Here is a 16,126-nt window from a genome sequence, read left to right as displayed (position 1 = left end):
TGCCGTTTTTCATCCCCTGTCTAAAGCACGAAAGACGGAACTTCGTTCCTGTTTCTCAGGGGCTTTCAAACTTTCCGGGCTATCTTGTAATTTTTACGTAAGCATTCAGCCGTCATCTAGACTGTTACGTAGCTAAATTTGATCATCCTAATTTAGTGGGGGTAATTCATGAATTACCCCTAAGGGCTGATTGCTGAACGCTTATATCTAATGTACCAGATTTCATAAACTTTTTATTGATCATGGCTAATTCAAGTGATAGAAATATTGATTTAACATCCACTGGTGGCGTTAATTTCTGGTTTGATAAGGGATTTACATGGCTAGTATATATCTTCTCTGGTATTACTGTAGCTATCCTCTTTCTCATGACCTGGGTGATTTATAAAGAAGCACAACCAGCTATTGATAAGTTTGGATTGGGCTTTTTATGGGGTCAAGATTGGGATACAGGGAATCAAATTTTCGGGGCATTACCTTACATCTACGGAACTTTGGTCAGCAGTGCGATCGCTGTTTTATTAACTATACCCGTAGGCATATCCATAGCCTTAGTCACAAGTGAAGACTTTTTACCAAATCCAGTCAAAACTACCATAGCCTTTGTCATCGAATTAATTGCCGCTATCCCCAGTGTAATTATTGGTTTATGGGGAATTTTCATCTTTATTCCTTTCATCGTCCCCATAGAAAAATGGTTAAGTAGTGTCTTTGGGTTTATACCACTATTTAATACACAAGACCCTGCCGGCAACAATATGTTGACAGCAGGTATTGTTCTCGCCATTATGACCTTACCCGCAATGGCAGCTATTTCTCGTGATGTTTTAATGGTTATCCCTAAAGAGTTACGTAGCTCATCTATGGCTTTAGGAGGAACTCGTTGGGAAACAATTTTTCGAGTTTTATTACCAGCAGCATTTTCTGGGATGGTTAGTGCAACAATGCTATCTCTAGGTAGGGCTTTAGGAGAAACAATGGCTGTAACAATGCTAATTGGTAACTCCGCCCAAATCAGTCTATCTCTTTTAGATCCAGCGTATAATATCCCCGCAGTTTTAGCCAATGAATTTGCCGAAGCCGAACCAGGTTTACATATTGGGGCATTAAGTTATTTAGGTCTAATTTTATTTGCCTTAACTCTAGCTATAAATATTGCGGCTGTATTAGTAGTGGAGTGGGTTGCTAAAAAGAATAGATAAGTAGGGGCAAACCCCCCGTGGTTGCCCAAATTCAATTTATTCCTCTACAAAAAATCCAAAATCCAAAATCCAAAATCCAAAATTAACATGAGTGCTTATCCAAATTCAGAAATAGATCAGTCCACAGCGGATGAATTGTGTCAGCCATTATCCAGAGGTAGGCAGTTATTTACATACGCAATGAATGGGATTGCCTTTGGTTTGAGTGTTTTAGCACTGTTGCCACTATCATCCATATTGTGGGAAATCATGTCCCGGGGGCTTTCTGGCTTCAAGCTAGAGATGTTATTTCATCCATTAATTGAAAATGGGTTTGCTAATGCTATTCTTGGTACTATACTTATGGTAAGTATCGGTGCATTACTCAGTATTCCTGTGGGAGTAATTACAGGAATTTTCTTAGCAGAATTTAGTCAAACCAGCCCACTTACTCAGTATGTCAGGTTTATTACTAGCATTCTGACAGGTGTTCCCTCCATTGTTGTTGGGATATTCGCTTACGGTGTAATTGTTTTATTAACTAAGGGATTTAGCGCCATTGCCGGTGGTTTTGCCTTAGCTGTAATCATGCTACCAATGATAGTATTGACAACGGAAGAGGCTTTAAAGCTAATTCCTGTTCCCCAACGTCTTGCATCCGCAGCCTTAGGAGGAACTCGTTTTCAAACTACCTTTCGTGTTATTGTTAGTTCGGCTATCCCAGGGATTACTACAGGTATTTCCTTGGCTATAGCCCGTGCTTCTGGCGAAACAGCACCACTGATTTTTACCGCTTTATTTAGTCAAAATTGGTCAGATAGTTTATTAAGTCCTACTGCTTCCTTACCAGTATTGATTTTTAACCTTTATAACAATCCTGATCCAGCCGTAAATCAATTAGTATGGACAACCTCCATCATTCTCCTAACTTTAGTTTTGTTTTTCAGCGTGCTATCTCGCGTAATTGCTAAGAAAAGATAAGGTCAACTAAAAAATTTTCTTTCGTAAGTAGGTGGACGTGAAATAACCAAAATGTGTAATGATATGTAAATTAACTTCAATGCGTTATTATTGTTGAGTTTTAGCCATTTCACAAAACGAAATATATTTTGATTTTCCTCCGCCCACCTACTTACTTTAGTCAATCATGAGTAACTTAACTACTGCCATCCAAGTCAAGAATCTTAGCTTTTACTACGGAAACTATAAAGCTATTGAAGGAATATCATTAGATATCTATAAAAATCAAGTTACTGCATTAATTGGTCCTAGTGGTTGTGGTAAATCTACATTTATTAAAACCATTAATCGGATTAGTGAATTAGAAGGAAAAGTCAAAGTCGAAGGTCGGATAGAATTTTTTGGTCAGAACATCTACGATCCTAAGATTAATATCAATCGTCTGCGTCGAGAAATTGGCATGGTATTCCAAAAACCCAATCCTTTTCCCATGAGCATTTATGAAAATGTGGCTTATGGTGTGAGAATTGCTGGTAAATCTCCAAAAGTAGTATTAGATGAAATTGTCGAATCTGCCCTGAAAGGTGCGGCTTTGTGGGATGAAGTCAAAGATAAACTTCATCAGTCTGCTACAGGTCTTTCTGGTGGACAACAACAACGTCTCTGTATCGCTAGGGCTTTAGCGGTTAAACCCAAGGTTTTACTAATGGATGAACCCTGTTCAGCCCTTGATCCGATCGCTACAATGAAAGTAGAAGAATTAATTCACAAATTGCGAACAGAATTCACGATTGTGATTGTTACTCATAATATGCAGCAAGCAACTCGCGTTTCTGATTTTACTGCTTTTTTCAGCACCGATGAAAGCCGCATTGGTCAAATGGTGGAATTCGGGGAGACTCGTCAAATCTTTCGGAATCCGCTAGATACTCGGACTCATGACTATGTGTCTGGACGATTTGGTTAAGTACATACAATAGAAAAGTGTAGATTGAGGGTAATCAGGATTTAAAATTAATTGCATTCCTATTCCCAAATCCGAAATTGGTATGACTCATTCTCCAGATATTGTCACCTTAGCTCGTTGGATGGCGGCTGATTTTAGCAATCAAGCCCAGGTTTTTGAGAATCCGGCTTTTTTTGCCCATATTCGTGTATGTATGCGTCCCCTCCATTGGGGGGTGTTATCAGGGGTAAGTTTGTTTGTGGAACAAGCTTATGATTATATGCTGAATAAGCCCTATCGGGTGCGGGTGTTACATCTGACGACGGTGGGGGATAAAATCCATATTGAAAACTATACTGTCAAAGATGAAAAAGACTTTTATGGTGCTTCCCGTGATTTACCAAGATTGCAGACTTTAACGAGCGATCGCTTGGAAAGACTCTGTGGTTGTAACATGATTGTAGAGTGGACTGGGAACAAATTCCAAGGCACAGTCGAACCAGGAAAAGGCTGCATTGTCATCCGTGACGGGCAAAGAACCTATTTAGATAGTGATTTTGAACTTGATGGTCAACAGTTCATCAGCCGCGACAGAGGACGAAATCCTGATACAGATGAGCATATTTGGGGTTCTGTCGCAGGGCCATTTTACTTTGCGCGCTGGGCGAATTTTGCCGAAGAAGTCAAATTAAATCCCTAATCTCCACTGGAGGACAGGCTTTTTGTCTGTCCAGTCTGTGAAAAACATGAATCTTCAAAAAAATTTCTCCTAGATGGTGCAAATTTGGAAGAATGGTGCTACCATTAGTAATTGTGGGCGCGGCGACATAGCCAAGTGGTAAGGCAGAGGTCTGCAAAACCTCCATCCCCCGGTTCAAATCCGGGTGTCGCCTTTGAGAAAAATCAGCCAAAACCGATTAATTCACGGTTTTAGGTAATTCTGGGACGGGTTTAATACTCGTCCCAAATTTTATTGGGGTAAGTTTGGGGTAAGTATACCTTTAGCTATGCGACAACTATCTTTAGTGCTATTTTGTGCTGTTTAAATATGTTGGCAATGTGGTATATTTGACCTTACAGTATTACATAGCCTGATTCACAATATATATCTAATATGGCAGAAAAGCAATTAATTGAGTTTGCTTTAGAAGATGGAACTACTTTTTTAGTAGAAGTAGACAAACAACCAACCCAACCAGGAGCGCCGAAACCCGTATCACGAGGAAATGGAGTTTCTGTCACTGCTGCTAGTAAAAAGTTTGATCAAGCATTAGATGAAATTAAGCCTGTTATTACTACTGTTGTTTCTAAACTCAAGGATATTACCCCCAATGAAACAGAAATAAAATTTGGTGTCAAACTAACTGCTAATGCTGGAATTGTATTTAGTTCTTTGGGAAGTGAACTAACTTTTGAAATCACCGTGAAGTGGAATAACAAAACAGCATAGTTAGTTTATGGTAGATGCTACAAGAAAAGAATTACATAAAAACCACATTGCCAGAATTTATAATCCTTTTGATGATGTAAAAGGTGCAGGTTTATTGATATATGATAAATATATTATTACCAGCGCTCATGTAGTTGCAGATGCTTTAAATATTGCACATTCTACTCCAGAAAAACCTTCAGATTTAGTAAATGTTGATTTTCTCTTTCCTGCGGAAAAAAATAAGCCAAAGTTTGAAGCGAAAGTCATTGCATGGAAACCTCGATCTGATATTTATCAACATGGAGAAGATATTGCTATTCTGGAATTACAAGGTAATTTACCAAAAAGTGATATATCTTTTCCATTAAGTTTGGAAGTATCATATCAACATCAATTCTCTGTTTTAGGATTTCCTATAGGACATGATGAGGGGGTATTTGCAGAAGGAAAACTTGTAGATACTAATGGTTCTGGTTTGGTACAGATGGATGTAGAAAATCAATCTAAATTTTCTATTGAATCAGGTTTTAGTGGTGCGCCTGTTTGGGTTGAAAAATTGGCTAGTTTTGTGGGAATAGTTGTATCTTCAGAACTTGATCCAGATGGACAACCTTATGCGGGAGTACGAAGAAATGTTAAAGTGGGATACATGATTCCTGCAAAAATCATAATTGAATCTTGGAGTTTTTTGAGCCTCATTCAAGCCTTAACTGCTAATCTGGATACATCTATAAATTCTGCTATTCAAACAGCTTATAAATCTTGTGGTTTAGTAAATTCGCCTCAAACCACAGTAGAAGGTATTGTTAAAGATTTGTATGATTGGGATAAACGTAATTTAGATAGTAATGAAAAATTTAATCATAACGACAATACAGCACAATTTATAAAATATTTAATTACTAATTCTCAAATTCCTCAAACAAAGTTAGAAAAATGGGGAAGTGATAATATAGAAAATTTTGATAACCTGATTAAAAATGTTAACCAACAATATCAAAATACTGATACTAAACAGGAATCATACATATTAATTAAAATAGAACCATTGACAACAAAATCAAGATCAAAAATCCCAAAATTTAAAATTAGTGGTGGTGTTATTCCTAATATTCAAAATTATATAGAACACCAAACAGGGTTTGAGTCAATTAAATTTTCTGATTCTCCTGATGATAGCTTTACACTCAAAGAAATTGAAAAAAACCTTTTTCTTTCATTATTCCAAAAAATTCCTTGTAAGTTAGAAAAGGATAAAAAATTTGTATTTTTTCTACCACCACAATACCTTAATCATCCTGTTGAAACATGGGAAATTGATGATTTTGGAGATAGGATTCCTGTACGTCAGAGATATCCGGTGATGGTTCGTGATGTTACACGCTTAAACACAAACTATCTAAATGTTAAACAAAGCAATTGGATTGATAAATGGCAGCAATTAGAAAATATTACCTGCAATGATTTTCAAAAGCTACATGAATATAATGAAACAAGATTTTCTGTATTAATGAAGCAAGCAATTGGTGTTATACTAAATATTTTTGATGAGAATAAAAAAAATGATGCTGATAAAATTATTAAGATTTTTAGTTCATTGAAGAGTAATGTTGTTCCTATCGCTATCTGTCACAGAGATAAAATTACTTTAGAGCAACAAGAATATGAAATCAGAGCAAATAATGAGTTAAATTGCTATATTCATACATTACCTAATCATGTTCTGGAACAATATGAAAAATTTTTGCTTAATGACAACGACAATCAATATCTATTCGTAAATAATGTTTTTATCATTTACGAAAACCCTCACATTTTACCATTTAAAGCTGAAGCAATCATTATTAACTAGGTATTCTTATGACAGACTGGAAAATATTTCAAGGAAACAATACACAAGATACAAACTGGACCCTTCCAGAACCTCCCAGTTGGCGAGATTTTAATAATAGTGAAAGCGACCCCAAAAAAAGACGCGCAGAAACATTTCAAGCACGTTCAGAAGAAATAGACTTAGTGAATGCGGCTTTATATTTACGACGACCTTTATTAGTAACTGGGAAACCAGGAACAGGTAAAACTTCTTTAGCCTATGCTGTAGCTTATGAACTAGGATTAGGAGAAGTATTACATTGGCCAATTACCACCCGCACCACGCTAAAAGATGGACTTTATAGTTATGATGCCATAGGACGTTTACAAGATGCTAAAGATAAAGATAAAGACAAAGACAACTTAGCAGAAATTGGTAAATATATTAATTTAAGTTCACTGGGAACAGCTTTACTACCATCTGACAAACCCAGAGTTTTATTAATTGATGAAATTGATAAAAGTGACATTGATTTACCTAATGATTTACTACATATTTTTGAAGAGGGAGAATTTGAAATACCTGAACTAAGACGCATAGCTGATAAACTAGATCGGGTAGAAGTACAGACAGCATATAAAGATCAAAAAGCCACTATTGAAAAAGGTAGAATTCGCTGTACATCCTTTCCTTTTGTGATTTTAACCAGTAATGGTGAACGAGATTTTCCTCCTCCCTTTTTAAGACGTTGTATCAGATTAAATATTCAAGAACCAGATAAAACAGAATTAGAACGAATAGTTAAAGCACATCTACAGTTAGATGATGAACTATCTGAAAAAGCGGATAATTTAATTGAGCAATTTCTCAAAAAACGTCAAAATGGGGAATTAGCAACAGATCAACTTCTTAACGCTGTTTACTTAGTTACTAGAGAAAATTCACCAACAGGGACAACTAAAGATGATTTGATTGAGAAAATATTAAAGTATTTAGATAGTTCCGAGGATTCATGATGAACAGGTTGATTGAACTTCTACAACACCTAGAACTGGACATGAGTGCAGAAGAAATTGCTGATGCTATTTGGTTAGCAAACCAGATCAAATTACCATTAGCAATTACATCTGTTGATGAAGTTACTCAACCAAATCAAATTTCTCAAACTGAGATTTCTAAATTACCTCAACGAGAAAGTGATCAAAATTTAGATGCTTCGGATGATTCTACAGTAGAAAACACTCAAGAAACTACAGCTAAAGCTTATACAAGAAATGCTGTAGATTCTATTTCTCAATCTAATTCTCCTGAAAAATCAACCTCTGAAAAATCAAAACCTGCATCACCAGGAGTACCTTTCAAATCTCCTGCTGTTGCTGCTTTACCTAATGCTTTAGAAATTGGTAGGTCACTCCGTCCATTGATGCGGAAAGTTCCATCTCGGATAAAATTTGTTTTAGATGAAGAAAATACAGCCCAACAAATAGCGGAAAATGATGTTTGGATACCAGTTTTAAAACCTGCGCGAGAACGTTGGTTAGATTTGGTGATAGTTGTTGAAGAAAACCGTGCGACTGTAGTTTGGGAAGAAACTATCAATGAGTTTCGCAAATTAATGGAAAGACATGGAGCTTTTAGAAATGTTTATACTTGGAATTTACGCACAAATGATGGTAAACCGCAATTTTTTCACCAGCAGAGAAAAGCCACAAAAAAACAACGTTCCCGCAGTCCCAAAGAACTATTAGAACCTAATGGTAGACGTTTAATATTATTAATTAGTGATTGTATTTCCTCTTTATGGTGGGAAGGAGAAATACATAATTTATTAGAATTATGGTCTAAACAAGTCTCGGTAACAATTCTGCAATTATTACCGGAACAATTATGGGAACGTACTGTTTTAGATTTGGGTATTTCCGTTTCTTTAAGTGCGATTGAACCAGGTTTACTCAATTCTAAATTGACTATTCATGATTTCCCTTTCTGGTTAGAAGAAAAACCCAATCAAGCGCTAAAGTTACCTATTGTGATTTTAGAACCTGAATCTTTAGAATATTGGGCAAAAGTGATTGCAGGTACAGGTAATATTGACACAGTGGGTATTTTATTTATGCCTAACTGGAAAGAGTTAAAACCCACAGATAAATTATCCAGTTCACAAACAACAAAAGATCCAGAATCATTAGTTAATAAATTTTATGATAGTGCTTCACCTTTAGCGAGAAGATTAGCAAATTTGATGTCTTCTGCACCTGTAAGTATACCTGTAATTCATCTGATTCAAGAAAAAATGTTGCCACCACCAAGAAAGCCAATTATTTTGGCGGAAATTTTTATGAGTGGTTTGTTAGAACCTAAGTTAATTAGTAAAGAAAATCAACCAGAAAAATGGCAATATGAATTTGTTGAGGGAGTGCGAGAAGTTTTATGGCGTTCTGTAAGATTAACAGAAATTGAAGCCATGTTCAAAGCTGTTTCTGAATATATATGTCAGAAAGCTGGTATATCAATTAGAAGTTTTCCTGCATTGCTATTTCCTAATTCTGGTTTGGATGAAAAAACAAAGGCAGAAATTTTCCCCTTTGCTGAGATTAATCAACAAGTATTGCGTCAGTTAGGGGGAGATTATGCTAGGTTAGCAGAACAGTTAAACCCAGTAGGGGTAATTCACGAATTACCTCTACCAGAAATTAAAACCTTTGAATTTGAATCTGCTATCATCACAGAAAATGAGACATCTATCAACTTAGTACCTTTTAACTTTGAAGTTGCTACTATTGAGCTTAAAAAATTAGGATGGCCGGAACAAAAAACAGAATTAAATATTAACAAGCAAAAAAACCAAGCCCAGCATTTTATAGAAGACTTAGGTAATGGTATTCAACTAGAAATGGTAGCAATTCCCGGTGGTAGTTTTATGATGGGTTCACCAAAAAATGAGCCAGGACGCAGGGAAACTGAGAGTCCCCAGCATCAAGTTACAGTACCACCGTTTTTATTGGGTAAATATCCTGTTACCCAAGCACAATGGCAAGCAGTAGCCTCTTTAACTCAAGTCAACCAAGAACTAAAACCAAACCCATCTAGGTTTGAAGGAGCAAATCGTCCTGTAGAACGGGTTTCTTGGCATGATGCGGTGGAGTTTTGTAACCGACTATCAAATCACACTCAAAGACCCTATAGACTGCCCAGTGAAGCAGAATGGGAATATGCTTGTCGTGCCGGAACTACCACACCATTTCATTTTGGCGAGACGATTACAACAGATTTAGCTAATTATGATGGTAACTATATTTATGGTGATGGAGTTAAAGGAATTCGGAAAGGAGAAACAACAGAAGTAGGAAGTTTTAAAATAGCCAATGAATTTGGATTATATGATATGCACGGTAATGTATGGGAATGGTGTCAAGACGATTGGCATAATAATTATGAATATGCGCCTACAGATGAAAGCGCGTGGATAAGCAATAAAGCTAAAATTAACAAGCTGCTGCGCGGTGGTTCGTGGGGCAGCGATCCTGGTTATTGCCGTTCTGCTTTTCGCGACCGCTACACTCTCGATATCTACTACTACCTTATTGGTTTTCGGGTTGTATGTAGTGGTGCGGCGAGGACTCTTTAGCCCTTTGCACTCTTGCGCTTTCGCGCTTTGCTCTTTCTTCTCTTTACCCCTACGAGCGTAGCGAGACGATTTTTTTTGTCTGAATCAGGATAACCAGGATTTAAGGATTTACAGGATGGGTTGGTCGTTTTGTTTATAGGTTTTCTGATACTGATTTTAATTGATTGTTTTATTGAGTTATGACTAGAAATATAAAGTAAAGTATCCTGTTAATCCTCTAATCCTGGATATCCTGATTCAGACAAAAATTAAACTCAATATCCATTAATTTAAGACTATGAAAGACTATAGAAATGTCAAACATCCTGTTAATCCTCTAATCCTGGATATCCTGATTCAGACAAAAATTAAACTCAATATCCATTAATTTAAGACCGTGAAATACTATCAACAACATCCTAACGCCTTTCCTGTTCAATATCTCCAAGACTTGTGGGGAGAAATCCAAGCTTGTCCCTATTTTGCTATCAATAACCTCAACCGAGATTTTATCAATACAAAAGGCTTTTCTGTGGTATTTCAACGTCAAGGTTTAGCAGAAGTTATTCAAAAATTCCCCTATTTTAAGCCTTATTTAGATTTGGCACTTTTACCTAATTGTAATGCTTTTTATCTGAATCCTTTACTACTCAAAGCAGGTTCTCGCGTTGACCCCCATATTGACCGATCTTTGCGTTCCTATTGTAAAACCGTTGAACCACCTGCATCTGTGAGCGTTCTTTATGTACGTGTACCAGAAGATATAGAGGGAGGAGAATTGGTGCTGAAGTTGCAAAAACGCCAAGTGGGACAAATTAAACCGCAAACCAATTCTTTAATTTACTTTCAGGGTGATTTAACTCATTCTGTCAATGCAGTGACAACTCCTGGAAATCGGTTAAGTCTTGTGTGTGAACAGTATAGTTTAAGTGAAGATGAACTTGAAGAAATACCAGAGTTTACATTAGAATCAAGAGCTAATCAAGGGAATGGAAAAAAACAAAAAAAGTAGGCTGATGTCAAAGGATGATATGATCAACTTGTAAAATACGCAAATACTATAAATATAGATTTCCCCATTTCTTTACCGATAAGAGAACTTCACAAAAAAGATTATCCAGTCTTATGGGGTATTTTTGATTTGTAAGTCTCTGAAACAATTTTTTAGGAGTATGTTAGAGGTGTTTATCTAAAAATTAACATTACTACCATTACCTCTAAGTGCAATGAAGCATAATCGCCTGATAGCTTTAATATCGGTATTCACACTAGCAATTAGTTTATCTGCCTGTGGAGAAACTAACTCAAAGAATCCCAATCCTAACAAATCTTCCAGTCAAACTACAACTGCTTCCAGCAAACTAGATTTAGGAGGTAATATTGAATTAACAGGTGCCGGTGCTACTTTTCCGTCACCGCTTTACCAAACCTGGTTTGCGGAGTTAAACAAAAAATACCCCAATTTAAAAGTTAACTATCAGCCAGTTGGTAGTGGCGCTGGTGTTGAGCAGTTTACCAAAGGGACAGTAGACTTTGGTGCTAGTGATGTAGCCATGAAAGATGAAGAAATTCAGAATATCCCCGCAGATAAAGGAGTGATCTTACTACCTGTAACTGCTGGTAGTATTGTTCTGGCTTATAACTTACCAGATATTGCTGATAGCTCAGGTGGCGTAGCCATACTCAAACTACCACGAGCAGTTTATATTGATATTTTACTAGGTAAAATCAAATCTTGGGATGATCCGGCGATCGCTCAAGCTAATCCTGATGTAAAATTACCAAAAGAGGAGATAAAAGTTATTTATCGGGCTGATGGTAGCGGGACTACAGGCGTTTTTACCAAACACCTTAGTGCCATTAGTCCAGAATGGAAAACTAAAGTAGGTGACGGTAAAAGTGTAAAATGGCCTGTAGGAATTGGTGCTAAAGGCAATGAAGGTGTTACCGCCCAAATTCAACAAACTCCAGGTGCTATTGGTTATGTAGAATATGGCTATGCCAAACAAAGTAATCTCAAATTTGCGAGTTTAGAAAATAAAGCTAAAAAGTTTGTTTTGGCTTCTGAAGAATCAGCATCTAAAACTTTAGCATCAGTAACTTTACCAGAAAATCTTCGCGCTTTTATTTCTGATCCTGAAGGGGAAGGTTCTTACCCAATCGTCACTTATACTTGGATTCTCGCTTATAAAAAATATGCTGATGCTGGTAAAGCCAAGGCAATAGAAGCAACTATTGAGTACGCTTTAACCGATGGACAAAAGTTAGCTACTCAATTAGGGTATGTTCCTTTACCAGCAAATGTGATTGCTAAAGTGGCTGCTGCTGCTGATCAAATTAGTCCTGATTATAAAATCTCTCTTGGCGCTGATCCTAAAACTACAAAGTAATTAAAAATTAACAATTAAAAATTAAAAAGCAGATGGTATAAGCTTTTCATGGATTTTTAATGGTTGCTTAACTTACGCCGTATTGTACTAGTTTTGAGAAAGTTAGCTTTTTCCCACATCTTAGAGTCAGCATTCATGGCCATAAATTTTCCAGAAACCCCATTAGTCACGAAAAATCGCTCGGAAATAGACAGAAATCTAGATCGGAGCTTTATTTGGTTAACTCGAATTTTTGCCCTAGCAATTGCTGGAATTTTATTATGGATTACCTTGCAAGTTGCTATTGCGGCCAGTCCAGCGATCCAAAAATTCGGGATTAATTTCTTAATCACCAGCAATTGGAACCCTGTTAATAATGAATATGGGGTATTACCTGCGATTTATGGGACTCTCATGAGTTCTTTAATCGGACTAGTTTTAGCAGTTCCGATTGGTGTGGGGACAGCGATTTTATTGAGTGAGGATTTTTTGCCATCCCAGGTAAAATTTGTACTGGTATTTTTAGTAGAATTACTAGCTGCCATTCCCAGTGTTGTCTACGGAGTCTGGGGAATTTTCGTTTTAATCCCGATTTTAACTGATTTGGGCAAATGGCTGCATCATTATTGGGGCTGGCTACCTATTTTTAGTACCTCACCTACAGGGCCAGGAATGTTACCTGCGGGAGTGATCTTAGCAATTATGACTTTGCCAATTATCACCGCTATTTCTCGTGATGCTTTGATTTCTGTACCTTCGGGTTTACGTCAAGCTGCCTTGGGAATCGGTGCAACCCGTTGGGAAACAATTTTTCAAGTTATTATCCCCGCTGCTTTTTCTGGCATTGTGAGTGCGGTGATGTTGGCACTTGGTAGAGCTATGGGTGAAACAATGGCTGTGACAATGTTAATTGGTAATGCCAATAATATTAACATCTCTTTCTTAGCACCATCTAATACAATTTCTTCCCTACTAGCAAATCAATTTGCTGAAGCTAATGGGTTACAAGTTGCTGCTTTAATGTATGCGGCTTTAATCCTATTTGTATTGACGATGATAGTCAATATTCTGGCAGAGTTTATTGTGGCGCGAGTCCAGAGACTATAGTGATAGGTTAAATTATGACTTCTTCTTTTGAGCAAAGAAGCTTGACTCGTTCTCCTTCGTCTCCTCGGACATTGTTGAATACAGCAATGACTGGATTAGCTTTTATCTGTGGAGTATTGGCACTAGTCCCCTTGTTGGCAGTGCTTTATTATGTAGTAATTAGAGGGTTTAGTAGTTTAAATCTCAATATTTTTACGCAGTTACCACCGCCGCCTTTTGGCAAAAATGGCGGTTTTGGTAATGCCATTGTTGGCACAATTCTCATGGTCGGGATTGCCGCTGTCATTAGTGTTCCCTTTGGTGTATTGGCCGCAATTTATTTAAATGAGTTTAGTTCCCAAAAGATTGCTAGATGGATACGTTTTGCTACTAACGTCCTCAGTGGTGTTCCTTCTATTATTGCTGGGGTATTTGCTTATGGAATTGTGGTTTTGACCTTAGTAAAGCTGAATTTAGGCTCTTACTCAGCCCTGGGGGGTGGATTTGCCTTAGCAATTTTGATGTTACCTATTATTGTAAAAACTACAGACGAAGCTTTGCAATTAGTATCTCAAGATTTGCGGCAAGCGTCTATTGGATTAGGTGCAAGTAATTTCCAAACCGTGATCCTGGTGGTATTGCCGGCTGCATTACCAGCAATTGTAACTGGTTCTACTTTGGCGATCGCTCGGGCTGCTGGAGAAACAGCACCATTAATATTTACGGCTCTTTTCTCTGCTTTTTGGCCGGATAGCATTCTCAAACCTACTGCTTCTCTCGCGGTTTTAGTCTACAACTTTGCTACTTCTCCCTTCCCAACTTGGCAATCTCTAGCTTGGGCTGCGTCTTTAATCCTCGTAATGATGGTTTTAATTACTAGTATTATTACTCGCTGGGTGACTAAACAAAAGGTTTAGTTAACAAAACTGAAACTCATCCCGAAAAACTTATTCTTTAAGTATTTATGGCTACTACAATTAGCACGATTAATGGGGCTGAATCGGTTTTACGCACAGAAGATCTCAATATCTACTACGGCAATTTTTTGGCTGTACAGAATGTTTGGCTAGATATTGCTAAAAATCGGGTGACGGCTTTTATTGGACCATCTGGCTGTGGTAAAAGTACATTATTGCGATGTTATAACCGTCTAAATGATTTAATCGCATCATTTAGAGCCGAAGGTAAAGTTTATTTCTATGATAAAAATCTCTATGCACCCAATACTGATCCCGTAGAGGTGCGGAGACGTATTGGTATGGTGTTTCAAAGACCCAACCCATTTCCCAAGTCAATTTATGAAAATATTGCTTTTGGGGCGAGAATTAATGGCTACAGGGGTGATATGAATGAATTAGTAGAACGGAGTTTGCGACAAGCGGCTTTGTGGGATGAAGTCAAGGATAAATTGCGCCAAAATGGTTTATCTTTATCCGGTGGACAACAACAACGTTTATGTATTGCCCGAGCGATCGCAGTCCAACCAGAAGTTATCCTCATGGATGAACCATGTTCTGCTCTTGATCCTATTTCTACCTCGCGGGTGGAAGAACTAATTCATGAACTTAAAGAGCAATATACCATCGTCATAGTCACTCACAATATGCAGCAAGCATCACGAGTATCTGATAAAACGGCATTTTTTAATGTTAGAGCCTCAGAAACAGGTGGACGGGCTGGGTATTTAGTAGAGTACAATTCGACAGAGCTAATTTTCAGCAACCCTCAACAGGAAGATACCAAAGCTTACATTAGCGGTAAATTTGGTTAATGCTGAGGTAAAATGTTTTGGTGGTTGTTGATAATTAACAGTTAACCAAGAATTGATCCGTTTTTGGAGGAGTGCCAGCAGAATGTCTAAGACTATTTTATCCAATTCTCGTTTTCCTACCAGGAATTTTGGGAAAATCTTATCCTTGAGTATATTGATATGCGCGACTTTTATATTACCTGCATCGGCGCAAGAAAAGGCAAAATTATGGCGAACTTTAACCGTGAGTGGACGGGGAGTAGAAACAATTTCTACAACTTTATCTCAAGTGAGTTTAGGTGTGGAAATTCAAGGGAAAACCGCTGAAGATGTCCAAAAAGAAGCGGCTCGTAAATCATCCGCTGTGGTGACATTGCTGAAAAAACGTAATGTGGAAAAATTGACAACTACAGGAATTCGCCTGAATCCAGTATATAGCTACAGCAATAATGTCCAACGAATCACTGGTTATGCTGCCAGTAATACAGTCAGTTTCCGCATTCCTACAGATCAAGCCGGAACATTGTTAGATGAAGCTGTGAAGGCTGGAGCGACACAAATTAACGGTGTGAGTTTTATTGCTAGTGATGAAGCAATTGCGATCGCCCAAAAACAAGCTCTGAAAAAAGCTACCCAGGATGCCCAACAGCAAGCAGAAGCCGTTTTAAGTAGCCTGGGATTACAACAAAAAGAAATTGTCAGTATTCAAGTCAATGGTGCAACTCCACCACCACCTCCCATGCTTTACCGGGCTGAGGCTAAATTAGCTAATGCAGATGCTTCTACTCCCATAATTGCTGGTGAACAGGAAGTACAAGCATCAGTAACATTGCAAATTAGTTATTAGTTATTAGTCAGTGGTCAGTGGTCAGTGGTCAATGGCAAGGAAAAAACAACTAACAACTGTACGGGCGAAGCATTTGGAGAACTATTTTTGGCAATGACCGATAATTTATCTTCCAAATGCTTCGCCCCTACTAAC

General features: G+C 37.5%; 15 protein-coding genes and 1 tRNA gene (1 of these 16 running past the window's edge). 15 read left to right on the top strand and 1 reads right to left on the bottom strand.

Annotated features, from left to right (window positions below):
- The first annotated feature begins 242 nt into the window (after positions 1 to 242).
- From pstC (AN490_RS18145) to AN490_RS18075, 15 genes are all read left to right on the top strand, one after another.
- Complete coding sequence (pstC, locus tag AN490_RS18145) at positions 243 to 1,202, top strand: phosphate ABC transporter permease subunit PstC (protein ID WP_300006279.1); 960 nt, start codon at positions 243 to 245, stop codon at positions 1,200 to 1,202.
- Positions 1,203 to 1,289: 87 nt separating this feature from the next.
- Positions 1,290 to 2,162: a phosphate ABC transporter permease PstA gene (gene pstA / locus AN490_RS18140; protein WP_300006277.1), complete on the top strand. Its 873-nt coding sequence runs from the start codon at positions 1,290 to 1,292 to the stop codon at positions 2,160 to 2,162.
- 166 nt (positions 2,163 to 2,328) lie between these two features.
- Positions 2,329 to 3,108 (top strand): phosphate ABC transporter ATP-binding protein PstB, encoded by a 780-nt coding sequence (pstB, locus tag AN490_RS18135; protein ID WP_271822396.1) that lies wholly within the window; start codon positions 2,329 to 2,331, stop codon positions 3,106 to 3,108.
- Positions 3,109 to 3,190: 82 nt separating this feature from the next.
- Positions 3,191 to 3,787, top strand: coding sequence for a chromophore lyase CpcT/CpeT (locus tag AN490_RS18130; protein WP_213718002.1), 597 nt, complete (start codon positions 3,191 to 3,193; stop codon positions 3,785 to 3,787).
- Positions 3,788 to 3,908: 121 nt separating this feature from the next.
- Positions 3,909 to 3,980 (top strand) — tRNA-Cys (locus AN490_RS18125).
- Positions 3,981 to 4,201: 221 nt separating this feature from the next.
- Positions 4,202 to 4,537: a CU044_2847 family protein gene (locus AN490_RS18120; protein WP_148762774.1), complete on the top strand. Its 336-nt coding sequence runs from the start codon at positions 4,202 to 4,204 to the stop codon at positions 4,535 to 4,537.
- A gap of 7 nt (positions 4,538 to 4,544) precedes the next feature.
- Entirely contained in the window at positions 4,545 to 6,371 is a 1,827-nt protein-coding gene (locus AN490_RS18115) for a trypsin-like peptidase domain-containing protein (protein ID WP_300006271.1), read from the top strand.
- A gap of 8 nt (positions 6,372 to 6,379) precedes the next feature.
- A complete protein-coding gene (locus AN490_RS18110; protein ID WP_300006269.1) occupies positions 6,380 to 7,348 on the top strand; it encodes a MoxR family ATPase in 969 nt (322 codons plus the stop codon).
- A complete protein-coding gene (locus AN490_RS18105) occupies positions 7,345 to 9,960 on the top strand; it encodes a formylglycine-generating enzyme family protein (RefSeq protein ID WP_300006267.1) in 2,616 nt (871 codons plus the stop codon). Before AN490_RS18110 ends, AN490_RS18105 begins: the two co-directional genes overlap by 4 nt.
- 376 nt (positions 9,961 to 10,336) lie before the next feature.
- Complete coding sequence (locus AN490_RS18100) at positions 10,337 to 10,951, top strand: 2OG-Fe(II) oxygenase (protein WP_300006265.1); 615 nt, start codon at positions 10,337 to 10,339, stop codon at positions 10,949 to 10,951.
- 214 nt (positions 10,952 to 11,165) lie between these two features.
- Positions 11,166 to 12,329, top strand: coding sequence for a phosphate ABC transporter substrate-binding protein PstS (pstS, locus tag AN490_RS18095; protein WP_168633799.1), 1,164 nt, complete (start codon positions 11,166 to 11,168; stop codon positions 12,327 to 12,329).
- Between the two features lie 135 nt (positions 12,330 to 12,464).
- Entirely contained in the window at positions 12,465 to 13,415 is a 951-nt protein-coding gene (gene pstC, locus AN490_RS18090) for a phosphate ABC transporter permease subunit PstC (RefSeq protein ID WP_300006262.1), read from the top strand.
- A 14-nt stretch (positions 13,416 to 13,429) separates the two neighbouring features.
- Positions 13,430 to 14,311: a phosphate ABC transporter permease PstA gene (gene pstA, locus AN490_RS18085; protein WP_300006260.1), complete on the top strand. Its 882-nt coding sequence runs from the start codon at positions 13,430 to 13,432 to the stop codon at positions 14,309 to 14,311.
- 47 nt (positions 14,312 to 14,358) lie between these two features.
- Entirely contained in the window at positions 14,359 to 15,165 is an 807-nt protein-coding gene (pstB, locus tag AN490_RS18080; RefSeq protein WP_300006258.1) for a phosphate ABC transporter ATP-binding protein PstB, read from the top strand.
- Positions 15,166 to 15,247: 82 nt separating this feature from the next.
- On the top strand, positions 15,248 to 15,991 hold the full coding sequence (locus AN490_RS18075; RefSeq protein ID WP_271835966.1) for an SIMPL domain-containing protein: 744 nt from the start codon (positions 15,248 to 15,250) through the stop codon (positions 15,989 to 15,991).
- 14 nt (positions 15,992 to 16,005) lie between these two features.
- Here AN490_RS18075 and AN490_RS18070 read toward each other — a convergent pair whose 3' ends face one another.
- Positions 16,006 to 16,126, bottom strand: partial view of a hypothetical protein gene (locus tag AN490_RS18070; protein WP_300006255.1) — the 3' portion only. 95 nt of this gene lie beyond the right edge of the window; 121 of the gene's 216 nt are visible here — the last part of the coding sequence; the start codon falls outside the window, past its right edge; its stop codon occupies positions 16,006 to 16,008.

The organism is Anabaena sp. AL09 (genome assembly GCF_001672255.1).
GTDB lineage: Bacteria > Cyanobacteriota > Cyanobacteriia > Cyanobacteriales > Nostocaceae > Dolichospermum > Dolichospermum lemmermannii.
This window is presented reverse-complemented; position numbering and strand designations above follow the sequence as displayed.